We start from the raw sequence: 14,833 nt of genomic DNA, 5'->3' as shown, positions 1-14,833 counted from the left end.
AGTTGTACTTATTTCACCAGACCTTTTTCTTTCAGGTAATCCGCTGCCACTTTCTTCGCATCCAGCCCTTCAACGGCAATGCTGGCATTGAGTTTTTGCAGCGTTTTTTCATCCAGGCTGGCGAAGACCGGTTTCAGCCACGCGTCCAGTTCCGGGTAGGCTTTCAGCACGGCTTCGCGCACCACCGGCGTTGGCGCATAAATCGGCTGTACGCCTTTCGGATCGCTGAGGGTTTGTAAGCCCAGCGCCGCGACCGGGCCGTCGGTGCCATAAGCCATCGCGGCATTCACGCCGGAGGTTTGCTGCGCGGCGGCTTTGATGGTCACCGCCGTATCGCCACCGGCCAGCGACAGCAATTGATCCTGTTTAAGCGTAAAACCATACGCTTTCTGGAAGGCGGGCAGCGCATCGGTGCGCTCAATGAATTCCGCCGACGCGGCGAGTTTGAATTCACCGCCCTCTTTCAGGTAACGGCTGAGATCCTCTAATGAGTTGAGTTTATTTTTCTGCGCCAGGTCCTGACGAACCGCGATGGTCCAGGTATTATTCGCCGGGGCCGGCGTCAGCCAGACCAGCTTGTTCTTTTCGGCGTCGAGTTTTTTCACTTTCTCGTAGCCCTGCTGCGCGTTTTTCCATGCCGCGTCATTTTCGTCTTTAAAGAAGAACGCGCCATTGCCGGTGTATTCCGGGTAGATATCCAGCTCGCCAGAGGTGATTGCGCCGCGTACCACCGGCGTGGTGCCAAGCTGAACTTTATTGACTGTTTTTACGCCATGACTTTCCAGTACTTGCAAAATGATATTGCCGAGCAGCGCCCCTTCGGTATCAATTTTGGAACCCACTTTAATCGGCTCCGCCGCCTGCAACGGTAAGCTCACGGCGGCCATCAATGCCACTGAGCAGGCAATCTTCTTGGTGATTGTCATTGTTGTATCCTCATTTTTTACTGCCTTTTTCAGCAGCTTGAGAAAAAAGCGTAGACGAAAAAGTGAGGAATTGTTGCAAGCTCGCCCGAAAGGGCAAAAGAAGACGAGAAAACAGGCCGGTTTCCCGGCCTGTTGGAAGGTTAGCGCAATTCGAACTCGCCTTGATTAACGCGAGCGGAATCGACACCAATAAAGACATTGAATTTGCCAGGTTCCGCATCGTATTTCATCTGCTGGTTCCAGAACTTCAACGCGTTCACGTCGATCGGAAAGCTGACGGTTTTGGTTTCACCCGGTTTCAGGTTCACCTTGTCAAAGCCGCGCAACTGTTTGACCGGACGGCTCATCGACGCAGTGACATCCTGCACATACATCTGGATGACCGTGTCGCCTTCGCGCTTGCCGGTGTTGGTGACGTCCACGCTGGCGGTCACTTTGCCGGTGCGCGTCATCGTCGGAGCGGACATTTTCACGTCGGACACCTTGAACGTGGTGTAACTCAGGCCATAACCAAACGGATACAGCGGCCCGTTGGCTTCGTCGAAGTAACGCGAGGTGTATTTGTTCGGCTTATCCGCATTGTACGGGCGGCCTGTGTTGAGATGGCTGTAGTAAACCGGGATTTGCCCGACAGAGCGCGGGAAGGACATCGGCAGTTTACCGGACGGGTTGTAATCGCCGAACAGCACATCGGCAATGGCGTTGCCGCCTTCAGTACCGGCGAACCAGGTTTCCAGAATCGCATCGGCTTGCTGATCTTCTTTCACCAGCGCCAGCGGACGACCGTTCATCAGCACCAACACCAGCGGTTTGCCGGTCGCTTTCAGCGCGGTAATCAGATCGCGCTGGCTTTGCGGAATGGTGATATCGGTACGGCTCGACGCTTCATGAGCCATGCCCTGCGCTTCGCCCACCACCGCGACAACAACATCCGATTTGTTCGCCGCCGCGACCGCCTCATCAATCATCGCTTTCGGCGTACGCGGATCGACCACCACCGCCGGTTCGTACAGGTTCAGGAAGTTGACGATATCTTTGTCGTTGGTGACATTCGCCCCTTTGGCGTACACCACCTCGCCTTTCCCGGCCAGCGCCTCGCGGATACCGGTCAGCACGGTCACGGATTGATCGGCAACGCCCGCCGCAGACCAACTCCCCATCGAATCGCGTTTGCTGTCCGCCAGCGGCCCAACAACGGCCACAGTACCGGATTTTTTCAGCGGCAGCGTTTCGAGGCGGTTTTTCAACAGCACCAGGCTTTCGCGCGCCACTTCCCGCGCTTCTTTGCGATGCAGGCGGCTTTCGGCATTGGTGTCTTGCGGATCGGTCTCTTTCGCGCCGAGATGGCTGTACGGATCGTTAAACAGACCCATATCGTATTTCACGTTCAGCACGTGGCGCGCGGCGTCGTCCAGTTCCGCCATTGTCACCTTGCCAGACCTGATAAGCCCCGGCAGGTATTTGCTGTAGTACTCGTCGCTCATGCTCATGTTGATGCCGGACTTCAGCGCCACGCGCACCGCGTCTTCCGGGTCGGCAGCCGTGCCGTGTTTGATCAGCTCTTTGATGGCGCCGTGGTCAGAAATGGTGATGCCTTTAAAGTGCCACTCATCACGCAGCAGATCTTTAAGCAGCCAGGAATCAGACGACGCGGGGGTGCCGTTCAGCGAGTTGAGCGCCACCATCACCCCACCGCTACCGGCGTCGAGCGCGGCTTTGTACGGCGGCATATAGTCGTTGAACAGACGCTGCGGGCTCATATCGACGGTGTTGTACTCTTTCCCGCCTTCCACCGCGCCATAAGCGGCGTAGTGTTTCACGCTGGTCATCACCGAGTAGCGATCCGCCGGGCTTTTGCCCTGCATCGCTTCCACCATGGTTCTGCCCATTTCAGACGTCAGGAAGGTATCTTCGCCGAAACCTTCCGATGCGCGGCCCCAGCGCGGATCGCGCGAGACGTCCACCATCGGCGCCCAGGTCATGTTCAGGCCGTCATCGGCGGCTTCATACGCGGAAATACGCCCAACGGTTTTGACGGCGTCAAGGTTAAAACTGGAGGCCAGTCCGAGGCTAATGGGGAAAACGGTACGTTGACCGTGCACGACGTCATAGGCGAAAAAGAGAGGAATTTTCAGGCGGCTTAACTGCATAGCCTGGTCTTGCATGGCGCGGATATCAGACCGGGTGACGGTGTTAAAAATGGCGCCGACCTGGCTCTCTTTGATCATGTCGCGAATGGCTTCTTTCGGGTTATCCGGCCCGACGCTGATTAACCGCAGTTGGCCGATTTTTTCATCGACCGTCATTTTTTTGAGCAGATCCGTGACAAAGGCATCCCTTGCTTCCGGCGTCAGTGGATGGTTGCCGAACATCTCTTCCGCCAACGCAGGTTGCAGCGCAAGGCTAACAGCGACACCTACAGAACATAGCCATTTCATGTCGTTTACTCTCTTGTATTTTCATCAAAAACCGCGGTAACGGGCCGCGAAAAAAACGCAGTGTGCCATAATCCTGGCACGTCTTGCAGAGTTGGACTCTGATTTTTATGCCGATTCTCTCCCCCCGCCTGGTTTTCCGGGGCTACTATCAATAGGCATAAAAATTATGCTTTGTCACAAGGAGTGGATAATGACACAGCCAAATAACCCTTTCATTAATGAACTCAAACGCGTAGTTGGCGCTTCTCATCTACTTACCGACCCGGCAAAAACCGCCCGTTACCGCAAAGGTTTTCGCTCCGGCCAGGGTGACGCGCTGGCGGTCGTTTTCCCTGGTACGTTGGTGGAGTTGTGGCGCGTGCTGCAAGCCTGCGTCACTGCCGACAAAATCATTCTGATGCAAGCGGCGAACACCGGCCTGACCGAAGGCTCGACGCCCAACGGCAATGATTACGACCGCGACATTGTGATTATCAGCACCCTGCGCCTCGACAAACTGCACCTGCTGGATAACGGCGAGCAGGTGCTGGCCTACCCCGGCACCACGCTCTATTCGCTGGAAAAAGCGTTGAAACCGCTGGGACGTGAACCCCATTCGGTGATCGGTTCCTCCTGTATTGGCGCCTCGGTGATTGGCGGGATTTGCAATAACTCCGGTGGCTCGCTGGTGCAGCGCGGCCCGGCCTATACCGAAATGTCGCTGTTTGCGCGTATCGACGAACAAGGCCGATTGCAGTTGGTGAATCACCTGGGCATTCAGTTGGGCGAAACGCCGGAACAGATCCTCAGCAAGCTCGATGACGATCGCATTCAGGCGGGCGATGTGCTGCACGACCAGCGTCACGGCCACGATCATGATTACGTAACCCGCGTGCGCGATGTGCAAGCCGATACGCCCGCGCGTTACAACGCTGACCCTGAGCGGTTGTTTGAGTCCTCCGGCTGCGCGGGCAAACTGGCGGTCTTCGCCGTGCGCCTCGACACCTTCCCGGCGGAAGCGCGCCAGCAAGTGTTCTATATCGGCACCAATGAAACCGCCGCCTTAACCGAGATCCGCCGCCATATTCTGGCGAAATTTACCCATCTGCCGATCGCCGGAGAGTATATGCACCGCGATATTTACGATATCGCCGAGCGTTACGGCAAAGACACATTCCTGATGATCGATAAACTCGGCACCGACAAAATGCCGTTTTTCTTCACCATGAAAGGGCGCACCGACGCGCTGCTCGACAAAGCGGCGGTGTTCAAACCGCATTTTGTTGACCGCTCACTGCAAAAAATCAGCGGCCTGTTCCCGTCGCACCTGCCGCCGCGCATGAAAGAGTGGCGCGATAAATATGAACACCATCTGCTGTTGAAAATGTCCGGTGACGGCATTGCCGAAGCGCAAAAGTGGCTGGAAGAATTCTTCACCAGCGCCGAAGGGGATTTCTTTGTCTGTACGCCGCAAGAGGGCAGCAAAGCGTTTCTGCATCGGTTTGCCGCCGCCGGTGCGGCGATCCGCTACCAGGCAGTACACGCCGATGAAGTGGAAGATATTCTGGCGCTCGATATCGCCCTGCGCCGCAATGACATTGACTGGTTTGAGCATCTGCCGCCGGAAATCGACAGCCAACTGGTGCATAAACTCTATTACGGCCACTTTATGTGCCACGTTTTCCACCAGGATTACATCGTCAAAAAAGGCGTCGATGTGCATGCCCTGAAAGAACAAATGTTGGAATTGTTACGCCAGCGCGGAGCGCAATATCCTGCCGAGCACAACGTCGGGCATCTGTATGAAGCCGCCGAACCGCTTAAACGTTTTTATCGGGAAAATGATCCGACCAACAGCATGAACCCCGGCATTGGCAAGACGAGCAAGCGGAAATTCTGGCAAGACGCTGCGCAAACAGAGCATCACGATCAAACGACGGTTAAATAGCCAACTGCCGTTTTGAATTGGGCGCGCCTTTCGTAATAGAGTAGCGAAAACGCCAGAGAAACGTTTCTTTGGCTCTCTGCTTTGAAAGGAGCGCCTCTCTCATGTCAGCTGTCGATATCATTTCGGGTCCTGCGGTGGTCGTGCGCGACGCCAGCCCTGACGATGTTCACGCCATTTCATCCCTTTACGCCTGGCACGTGCTCAATGGCCGTGCCTCCTTCGAAGAAGTGCCGCCCGCCATTGAAGAAATGCGCAGCCGCATGAACAAAATCGCCAACGACGGTTTGCCGTGGCTGGTCGCCCTTTATCACGGCATTGTTGTCGGTTACTGCTACGCCGGTTTTTATCGCCCGCGCCCGGCTTACCGTTACACGCTGGAAGAGTCGATTTATGTCGATGCGAGCATGACTGGCCGCGGGATTGGTTCGGCATTACTGAGTGCCTTAATCGCCCGCTGTGAAGAGGGGCCGTGGCGGCAGATGATCGCGGTGATTGGCGATGGGAATAACAACGCTGGTTCGCTGCGCGTACATAAAAAGCATGGTTTCGAGGTTGTCGGGCAACTGCGAAGCGTGGGGTATAAGCAAGGCGACTGGCGGGATACGTTGATTATGCAGCGTCCACTCAATGATGGTGACTGGACGCTGCCGGAATAATTAATCGTTTTGCGCGGTGAGTTCCCCGGCATTCAGCGCCGGGTTTTGCGCCATTTGCGCCGCTTTCTGGCGCTTATAGCTCAGTGCCGCCGCCGGAACCGGCTGCACTTTCCCGGTTTCAATCCACGTGCGTAAACGGCTGGCATCGGCAAAGTGTGTAAATTTGCCGAACGCATCCATCACCACCAGCGCCACCGGTTTATTGTTGATCACGGTGCGCATCACCAGGCAGTGGCCTGCCGCATTGGTAAAGCCGGTTTTCGTCAACTGAATGTTCCAGTTATCGCGGTAGACCAGGTGGTTGGTATTGCGAAACGGCAGCGTATACGCCGGGTTGGCGAACGTCGCCATCTCTTCGCGCGTGGTGCTCAGTTGCCCAATCAGCGGGTACTGTTTGGTGGCAATCAGCAGCTTGCTGAGATCGCGGGCGGTTGAAACGTTATGAATCGACAGCCCGGTCGGTTCAACATAACGGGTATTGCTCATGCCAAGCGCTTTGGCTTTGGCATTCATCGCCGCGATAAAGGCCTGATAACCGCCCGGATAGTGATGCGCGAGGCTCGCAGCGGCACGGTTTTCCGAGGACATCAGCGCCAGCAGCAGCATATCTTTGCGGCTGATTTCGCTGTTCAAACGCACGCGGGAGTAAATCCCCTTCATTTCCGGCGTTTGGCTGATATCAACAGAGAGTTTTTCATCCAGCGGCAGGCGGGCATCCAGCACCACCATCGCGGTCATCAATTTGGTGATCGACGCGATGGGGCGCACCAGATCCGGGTGGCTGGAATAGATAACGTTGTTGGTTTGCAGATCGACAATCATCGCGCTGCCCGACGCGATTTCAGGTTGCGCGGCCGTTGTCGCAACTGGGGTTTTCGCTAGCGCAATCGGCGCTATGGGCGCACTCAGCAATAAAGCCAGGCTTAATAAGGAAACTCGAAATTTCTGCATGGTGAGGCTTCTGAAAATTATTCACGCACGTTATTACGCACACCGCTTCTGTTCGCCGAAGCAATAACAGGGCTGGCTTTGGCATAATAGCCGCCACGCAGGGTTGTCGCCAGAGGATAATCGTTGCGAGAGTTTGCGTTGCCAGCATTTCTGCCAGCAACGCAGGGTGATTAGAACAATCGATAACCGTAACCCCACAGGATTACCGTCAGCGCCAGCAGAACTTCCAGCACCAGTACACCAATCGCCAGCGTCGAGCTGGAGAAGCTCAGCCCCTCTTCCTTGTTGATATTCAGGAAGGTTGGAATGCCGACATAGAGCAGATACCCGGTATAAAACAGCGCCACTGTACCGATCAACGCGCACAGCCACACCAGTGGGTAAAGCGCCACAATACCGCTTAAAAACAGCGGCGTTGCCACGTAACCGGCAAACACCATACAGCGCGTCAGTGATGGCCGCTGCGGGTAATTTCGTGCCATCCACCAGATGACGCGGCCCATTACGGCCACCCCCGCCAGCATCAAGGCATAGAATAAAACCGCCAGAGACAAACCGGTGAACCAGGACAACATCACAACGTTGTTTTCACCAAAGTTCCAGCCGATTTGCGTAGTACCGATAAATGCACAGATAACCGGAATGGCCGCCATGACAAGAACATGGTGGGTGTAGTGATGCGAAACGGTCTCGTCTTCGCTTTTGATAACCTGCATTTCACGATCGGGATGGGAAAAGAGTCCCCAGACATGGTTCATAACGCCCCCTCGCTGAAAGCCCGAACATCGACCCTGTAAGTATACGTCACTCTGGAGATTATTTTTTGTACAGCGCCAAAAAGCGTGCAATCTCCGGCCCTGCGAGAACGGCTGTGAGCGTATATGCTTATTAGCGTTTTGCCAGGAGGAGGTAATGACATTGGATATCAATCATCTGATTAGCGAATATGGCTACGCCGCGCTGGTTATTGGCAGCGTTGCGGAAGGGGAAACCATCACACTGTTGGGCGGTGTTGCCGCGCATCAGGGGTTGCTGCGCTTTCCGCTGGTCGTGCTGGCTGTGGCGCTGGGCGGCATGATTGGCGACCAGTTGCTTTATCTGGTGGGCAGACGCTACGGAACGAAGATCCTGCGTCGATTTTCCCGCCACCGGGAGAAGATTCATCAGGCACAGACGCTTATCCGCCGTCATCCCTACCTGTTTGTTATCGGTTCGCGCTTTATGTACGGTTTTCGCATTATTGGCCCGCTATTGATTGGCACCAGCCGTTTGCGACCAAAAATCTTTCTGCCGCTGAATATTATCGGCGCCATCGTTTGGGCGCTGTTGTTTACCACGCTCGGTTATGTGGGCGGTGAAGTGATTGGCCCGTGGCTGCATCAATTCGACCAGCATGTGAAACGCTGGATTTGGCTGATCCTCGCCATCGCGCTGGTGTTCTGCCTGCGGTGGTGGTTTCGCCACCGCCGGAAAAAACGCCAGCGCAACGCCTCGGAGGATTAAGCTTTTTGGGGTTTGAACTGCGGGTTCGCCAGCATAAAACCGCCGTCGATGATAAACGACTGCCCGGTGGCGTAGCTGGCTTCTTCAGAGCAGAGCCAGGCCACCATGCTGGCGATCTCTTTGGTGGTGCCGGGTCGCGCGAGCGGGATTATCGGCATTGAACCGGGTTTCGCGTCGGCATCGTCCATATCGTTCATCGGCGTAGCAATCGCGCCGGGTGCCACGGCGTTCACCAGAATGTTGTGTTCCACCAACTCCAGCGCCATCGACTGGGTTAAGCCACCCAACGCGTGTTTGGCGGCAGTATAGGCACTGGCCTCTGGCAACGGCGTATGTTCATGCACCGAAGTGATATTGACGATGCGCCCGCCCTGCCCCTGTTTCACCATTTGTCGCGCGGCGATTTGCGAGCAAAGAAACGCGCCATCGACATCAATGGTGAAAATGGCGCGCCAGTCCTCAAACGTCACATCCAGGAAAGGCGCTTTGGTCATCGCCCCGGCGTTATTGACCAGCGCGTCGATGCGCCCGAAGCGTGAAATCAGTGTCTGAATGGCCTGCGCGCCATCCGGTAAATGACTGAGATCAAGTTGGATTACCTCCGCCCGCCGCCCGAGCGCTTGCACCTGCCGTGCCGTTTCGTCTGCGCCGTCGTGGTCGGAATGCCAGGTAATGCCCACATCAAAACCCCGTTGTGCCAGCATCAGCGCACTTTGCCTGCCGATGCCGGAATCCGCAGCGGTCACTATTGCGACTTTCGTTTCAGCCATGCTTCGCCCTCCGGTTATTTAATAAGCAGTTAAGTATAGAAAAAAGGCAGGATGGTGAGAGATTGCCTAAGCTTTGCTGAAACAACCCATGATAAGGATGACGAAAATGATGAAGATTTTACTTTGGGCGATCCTGATTATTTTCCTGATTGGTCTGCTGGTGGTCACCGGCGTGTTTAAAATGATCTTCTAAACGAGCGCCGGATGGCGGCTAGCGCCTTATCCGGCCTACGAATCCCGAACCGTGTTTGTAGGCCCGGTAAGCGTTAGCGCCGGGCAATTCTCCGGCTGGTCATTCGCCCTTGGCACTGTAATTAATCGGCGCCCAGCGGTACCCTTGCCCCGCTTTCATCACCTTACCGATGCCCGGAAACGCGATATGCGCCGCGGCGATCCAATCCCCTTCGCGCGCAACCTGCGCCAGCACTTTCTCACGCGTGGCAACGGCCTGCTGACGGTTGACATCAAAATGAATGGCCACCTTCGGCTGCGGAAGCTGCACCGGGTGCGCGTGAATAATATCGCCCCACAACATCAGCGTTTTCCCGCCGTGGGTGACGCGGTAAATCACGCTGCCCGGCGTATGTCCTGGCGCAGGCACTGCGTCAATACCGGGCATGATCTGCACGGGCGCGCGAAAAGCGCTGAGCTTACCGGCGTCGATCACCGGGCGCAGCGAGCGTTCGGATTCGGCGAACGTGTGGCGCTGCCCCTCTTCGACATCTTTCGCATGCGCCGGGTTAAGCCAGAAATCGACATCGCGCTGGTCAACGCGCACGGTGGCATTGGCAAACACCGGTTTGCCGTCGCGCTGCACACCGCCGGAGTGATCGGCGTGAATATGGGTCAGTAATACCGTATCAATAGCCGCCGGATCGATACCCGCTGCACGCAAGTTTTCAGGCAGATGACCGCCCGCATCGCCAAACAGCGCGCCGGCGCCTGCATCCACCAGAATCAGCTGTTTGCCCGTGTTAATGACAAAAGCGTTGATCGATGTCTCGGCGTTGACCGGTAAATTCGCCTGCGCCATGCGCGCCTGCAATTTTTCGGGCGTGATATTGGTCAGCAGCTTGCCAAACGGCACCGCGACGGTGCCATCGGAAACGGCAGTAATTTGCCAGTCGCCCATCGCCATGCGGTAGTAACCCGGCGCTTGCGGCTGATGGGTGGAAAGCGGCATGGCAGCCATCGCGCTAACGCTTAGCCCGACCGTGGTCAGGGCCAGTAACAGGGGATATTTTTTCATGCTCTTCTCCGGTCGTTTTGATTGCACCAGTATCGCTGCGCGGCTACTATCACTCCAATTGATTGGAGCGATAATGACTATCAAAGAGAATGATTTCCGCAAAATCGATCTGAACCTGCTGATCGCTTTTGCCGTGCTGTATCGCGAACAGAGTGTTTCTGCCGCCGCCGATAAGCTGCACCTGGGTCAACCGGCGGTGAGCGGTGTGCTGTCGCGCCTGCGCACGTTATTCGACGACCCGCTGTTTATTCGCAGCGGCCACAAAATGCAGCCAACCGCCCGCGCGGCAGAACTGCATACCGAGTTGCTGCCGCTGCTTGAACAGTTGCAAAGTGCGCTATTCCAGCAAACGGCGTTCGATGCCAAAACCGCCACGGTGACGTTGACGCTGGGCATGGCGGATTGGGTGGAAATGTGGCTGATGCCGAAATTGATTCCGGCGTTGCTGCGCGAGGCGCCTGGCGTGCGGTTGAATGTGGTGGCGAGCGATCCATTCAGTGATGCCGCACGTCTGGAAGGCGGTGAAATGGACATGGCAATCAGCGTCGCCGCTGGCGGGCCGCGCTGGCTGGAGCGGGAAGTCTTGACGCATATGCCGTTTGTCACGCTCTGGCATCCGCAGCAATTAACGCTAAACGCGCCGCTGGATCTTGATACGTTTGCCGCCCAACCACATTTGATGGTGAGTTACCGGGAAGCGACAGGAAGTCATTTTGATACCTTGCTGGCAAAAAGCGGCCATCAACGGCGAATTCACTACACTACACCGCACTTCGCAGCACTACCGGGTTTACTGGAAAAAATGCCCGCGCTGGCAACGGTGCCAGCCGGGCTTGCCAATGAGTGGCAACGGTCGCGCGGGTTACTGTGCAGCCCGGTGCCGCTAGAGGCGGAACCGGTTGAGGTGGCACTGCTGTGGCATCAACGCCACAGCAGCGATGCTGCGGTTATGTGGTTGAAAGAATTTATCGCTAAATTGTGAGTCTGAGAGCTCTGCCCGGACGAACCGGGCAGAGTACAGACTACTTCAGGTTCGCGCCGTTGTTGGCGATAGTTTCGCGATACCAGAAGAAGCTCTTTTTACGGCTACGCGCCAGCGTGCCGTTACCCTTGTCATCACGGTCGACATAGATAAAACCGTAACGTTTGGAAATCTCCGCCTTTGACGCACTGACCAGGTCAATCGGCCCCCAACTTGTGTAGCCCATCACCTCAACGCCATCGTCAATGGCTTCGCGCACCTGCACCAGGTGATCGTTAAGATAATCGATACGGTAGTCATCATTGATGCTGCCATCTTCTTCGACTTTATCCTTCGCGCCCAGGCCATTTTCGACGATAAACAATGGCTTTTCCCAGCGATCCCACAGCATATTCATCAGCGTACGCAGGCCGAGCGGGTCAATCTGCCAGCCCCACTCCGAGCTGACCAGATGCGGGTTAGGCACCATGCTGAGGATATTGCCGCGCAGTTGTTCGTTCAGTTCTTTATCCGCGGTAACGCAGCCGCTCATGTAGTAGCTAAAGGAGATAAAATCGACGGTCGATTTGAGCGCATCGCGGTCGGTGTCGGTTATCTCAAGCTCAATACCGTTGTCACGGAAATAGCGCAGCATATAGCCCGGATACGCGCCACGACACTGCACATCGCCGAAGAACTGCCAGCTACGGTTTTCCTGCAACGCTTCGAACACATCGGCCGGTTTGCAGCTTAGCGGGTACATAAGGCCACCGAGCAGCATGTTGCCGATTTTGCTCTCCGGGATGATTTCATGGCAGGCTTTCACCACCCGCGCACTCGCCACCAGTTGATGATGAATGGCCTGATACACTTCCGCTTTGCTGCTGTCGTGCGGCAAACCGACGCCAGTCAGCGGCGCGTGCAGCGACATATTGATCTCATTGAAGGTCAGCCACAGCTTGACCTTCGCCTGATAGCGGGTAAACACCGTGCGCGCATAGCGCTCGAAGAAGTCGATGGTCTGGCGATTGCCCCAGCCGCCATACTGTTTCACCAGTCCCCACGGCATTTCATAATGCGATAACGTCACCAGCGGTGTGATGTTGTGCGCGGCTAACTCGTCAAACAATCTGTCGTAAAATGCCAGCCCTTCTTCGTTCGGCGTGGTTTCATCGCCATTCGGGAAAATACGCGTCCAGGCGATGGATACGCGCAGGCAGGTAAATCCCATCTCAGCAAACAGGGCAATGTCCTGCGGAAAACGGTGATAAAAATCGATCGCGACATCTTTCAGCGCCTGGTCCTGGAGAATGTTGTCATCCGCCACGCGTTCCACCACCTCGCCGAACACGCCGTGTGGTTGCATATCCGACGTGGAAAGCCCTTTGCCGTGCTTCAAATACGCGCCTTCAACCTGATTCGCGGCAATGGCACCGCCCCATAAGAACGCTTTCGGAAATGATTTCATCTCTTTCTCCTTTGATTAGCCCGCTACCGCCAGCAACGGTTTGCCGACGCGAACTGAAGTGGATGCGACTTTGTTAACGCTCGCGAAACTGTCGCTATTACTGATAATCACCGGGGTGGCGAGATCGTACCCGGCGTCGAGGATCGCCGAGCGATCGAATTCCAGCAGCAGGTCGCCCGGTTTCACTCGGTCACCCACAGAGACATGGGCGGTAAACGGTTTACCTTCCAGCTTCACGGTGTCGATCCCCACGTGGATCAGCACTTCCATGCCGTTGTCGCTCAGTAAGCCAATGGCGTGTTTGGTTTCAAACAGGGAGGAGACTTGCCCGGCAAACGGCGCGACGACGCGGCAGTCCACCGGAATAATTGCTACCCCTTCACCCAGGATGCCGCTGGCAAAAGTGGGGTCCGTGACCTGGTTCAGCGCCAAAACGCTGCCGCTCATCGGTGCGAGAAGCACTTTTTTCCCTGAGGTACCGCCGCCTGTCGACGCGCCTGGCAGCCCGGCAATAAAAGTCAGTACGAAAGAGAGCACCAGCGCGATACCCGCACCCAGTGCGCCGCCCCACAGCGTTGAATCAATGCCGCCCGGCGGAATCATCTGCGCGAGAGTAAAGATATTCGCCATACCGAACGAGTAAGCCTGTGTGCCGCTAAAGCCGACAATCGCGCCGCCGACAGCGCCCGCCACACAGCCGAAAATGAAAGGACGCCGCAACGGTAACGTTAAGCCATACACCGCCGGTTCGGTGATGCCGAAAATCCCGGCCGCAAGGGATGAACCCGCCAGCACTTTTTGTTGCCCGTCACGGGTACGCAGGAAGATACCCAGCGTTGCGCCCACCTGCCCCAGTACCGCTGGCAGCAGAATCGGCAGCATGGTGTCCTGACCCAATACCGACATGTTGTTGATCATCAGCGGCACCAGCCCCCAGTGCAGACCAAAAATAACGCAGATCTGCCACACCGCGCCCAGCGCGCCACCCGCCAGCCACGGAGAGAGGGTGTAAATGGTCTGATAACCGTGCGCCAGCATTTGGCTCAGCCAGGTGGCGACCGGCCCGATTACCAAAAAGGTCAGCGGTACGGTGATGGCAATGCACAACAACGGCGAGAAGAAGTTTTTCAGTGAGGAATGCAGGAACCGGTTGCCCTGTTTTTCCACCCAACAACTGACCCACGCGGCAAGAATAATCGGGATCACCGAACCGCTGTAATTGAGGAAAGTGACAGGAATGCCGAGGAACGTTTCACTCACCGCGCCGCTGGCCTGGCTGGCTTCGAACGCGCCAATCATCAACGGATGCGTTAATGCGCCGCCAATCGCCATGGTGATAAACGGGTTGCCGCCAAACTTTTTCCCGGCGGTGTAGCCAAGCACCAGTGGGAAGAAGAAGAACAACGCATCGCTGGCGGCGAACCAGATTTTGTACGTTCCGCTGTCGGTTGCCAGCCAGCCACACACCGCCGCCAGCGCCAGAATGCCTTTCAGGATCCCCGACGCAGCGAGAATGCCGATAAACGGGGTGAAAATGCCGGAAATAATATCGATGATACGACTGAGCAGCGTGCTCTTGTCATCGCTTGCCGCCTGCGGCGTGTCGTCTGTAAAACCTGCTTCTTTGCAGACCGCTTTCCAGACATCATTCACGTGGTTGCCAATAACGACCTGAAACTGGCCGCCGCTTTCCACCACCATGATCACGCCGGGCTGGTTTTTTAAGCCTGTGGCATCAGCTTTTTTCATCTCTTTAAGTTTGAAGCGTAACCGCGTGGCGCAATGCACCAGGCTGCCAATGTTTTCCTTACCACCAACGTGGCTGAGGATCGCTTTCGCCAGCGTTTGATATTCCATGTTGAGTTCCTTACTTCATGCCCGTAGGCAGTGCCTGTATAAAAAAAACCTGAGACCGCCCCTTGCGGGAGCGGACTCAGGTTTTGCCTGCAAAGAAAAAAGTGCAGTAACAATCCTGGTGGCGCGC

At 56.1% G+C, this 14,833-nt stretch carries 13 protein-coding genes; 5 read left to right on the top strand and 8 right to left on the bottom strand.

Going from position 1 to position 14,833, the window contains the following annotated elements:
* Positions 1-8 precede the first annotated feature (8 nt).
* The gene (gene osmF / locus AAEY27_RS07905) at positions 9-926 is read right to left on the bottom strand and encodes a glycine betaine ABC transporter substrate-binding protein OsmF (protein WP_342324439.1); all 918 of its coding nucleotides are present in this window, start codon (positions 924-926) and stop codon (positions 9-11) included.
* Between the two features lie 140 nt (positions 927-1,066).
* Positions 1,067-3,364 carry a beta-glucosidase BglX gene (gene bglX / locus AAEY27_RS07900; RefSeq protein ID WP_342324437.1) on the bottom strand — a complete coding sequence of 766 codons (2,298 nt, stop codon included), beginning with the start codon at positions 3,362-3,364 and terminating at the stop codon, positions 1,067-1,069.
* Positions 3,365-3,554: 190 nt separating this feature from the next.
* Between bglX and dld the strand changes: the two genes are divergently transcribed.
* Together dld and AAEY27_RS07890 are read left to right on the top strand one after the other, a co-directional pair.
* Complete coding sequence (gene dld / locus AAEY27_RS07895) at positions 3,555-5,291, top strand: D-lactate dehydrogenase (RefSeq protein WP_342324435.1); 1,737 nt, start codon at positions 3,555-3,557, stop codon at positions 5,289-5,291.
* A gap of 101 nt (positions 5,292-5,392) precedes the next feature.
* Complete coding sequence (locus tag AAEY27_RS07890) at positions 5,393-5,947, top strand: GNAT family N-acetyltransferase (RefSeq protein WP_342324434.1); 555 nt, start codon at positions 5,393-5,395, stop codon at positions 5,945-5,947.
* On the opposite strand, the gene pbpG is transcribed toward AAEY27_RS07890, so the two are convergent.
* Together pbpG and AAEY27_RS07880 are read right to left on the bottom strand one after the other, a co-directional pair.
* Positions 5,948-6,898 (bottom strand): D-alanyl-D-alanine endopeptidase, encoded by a 951-nt coding sequence (pbpG, locus tag AAEY27_RS07885; RefSeq protein WP_342324433.1) that lies wholly within the window; start codon positions 6,896-6,898, stop codon positions 5,948-5,950. It lies immediately after the preceding gene.
* 170 nt (positions 6,899-7,068) lie between these two features.
* Positions 7,069-7,656 carry a Yip1 family protein gene (locus AAEY27_RS07880; RefSeq protein WP_342324432.1) on the bottom strand — a complete coding sequence of 196 codons (588 nt, stop codon included), beginning with the start codon at positions 7,654-7,656 and terminating at the stop codon, positions 7,069-7,071.
* Positions 7,657-7,816: 160 nt separating this feature from the next.
* Between AAEY27_RS07880 and AAEY27_RS07875 the strand changes: the two genes are divergently transcribed.
* Complete coding sequence (locus AAEY27_RS07875) at positions 7,817-8,401, top strand: DedA family protein (protein ID WP_342325505.1); 585 nt, start codon at positions 7,817-7,819, stop codon at positions 8,399-8,401.
* Here the strand turns inward: AAEY27_RS07875 and AAEY27_RS07870 are convergent.
* Positions 8,398-9,171: an SDR family oxidoreductase gene (locus tag AAEY27_RS07870; protein WP_342324430.1), complete on the bottom strand. Its 774-nt coding sequence runs from the start codon at positions 9,169-9,171 to the stop codon at positions 8,398-8,400. The genes AAEY27_RS07875 and AAEY27_RS07870 overlap by 4 nt on opposite strands.
* A 97-nt stretch (positions 9,172-9,268) precedes the next feature.
* Between AAEY27_RS07870 and yohP the strand changes: the two genes are divergently transcribed.
* Entirely contained in the window at positions 9,269-9,364 is a 96-nt protein-coding gene (yohP, locus tag AAEY27_RS07865; protein WP_342324429.1) for a small membrane protein YohP, read from the top strand.
* 99 nt (positions 9,365-9,463) lie between these two features.
* Here yohP and AAEY27_RS07860 read toward each other — a convergent pair whose 3' ends face one another.
* Positions 9,464-10,420, bottom strand: coding sequence for an MBL fold metallo-hydrolase (locus tag AAEY27_RS07860; protein ID WP_342324427.1), 957 nt, complete (start codon positions 10,418-10,420; stop codon positions 9,464-9,466).
* A gap of 73 nt (positions 10,421-10,493) precedes the next feature.
* Between AAEY27_RS07860 and AAEY27_RS07855 the strand changes: the two genes are divergently transcribed.
* Complete coding sequence (locus tag AAEY27_RS07855; protein WP_342324426.1) at positions 10,494-11,402, top strand: LysR family transcriptional regulator; 909 nt, start codon at positions 10,494-10,496, stop codon at positions 11,400-11,402.
* Between the two features lie 40 nt (positions 11,403-11,442).
* On the opposite strand, the gene ascB is transcribed toward AAEY27_RS07855, so the two are convergent.
* Positions 11,443-12,849: a 6-phospho-beta-glucosidase gene (ascB, locus tag AAEY27_RS07850; RefSeq protein ID WP_342324424.1), complete on the bottom strand. Its 1,407-nt coding sequence runs from the start codon at positions 12,847-12,849 to the stop codon at positions 11,443-11,445.
* A gap of 15 nt (positions 12,850-12,864) precedes the next feature.
* The gene (gene bglF, locus AAEY27_RS07845) at positions 12,865-14,706 is read right to left on the bottom strand and encodes a PTS beta-glucoside transporter subunit IIABC (RefSeq protein ID WP_342324422.1); all 1,842 of its coding nucleotides are present in this window, start codon (positions 14,704-14,706) and stop codon (positions 12,865-12,867) included.
* Positions 14,707-14,833: the final 127 nt, after the last annotated feature.

Source organism: Kosakonia sp. BYX6 (assembly GCF_038449125.1).
Taxonomy (GTDB): Bacteria; Pseudomonadota; Gammaproteobacteria; order Enterobacterales; family Enterobacteriaceae; genus Kosakonia; species Kosakonia calanthes.
The sequence above is the reverse complement of the archived record's forward strand: the minus strand, read 5'-3'. Positions and strand labels throughout refer to the sequence as shown.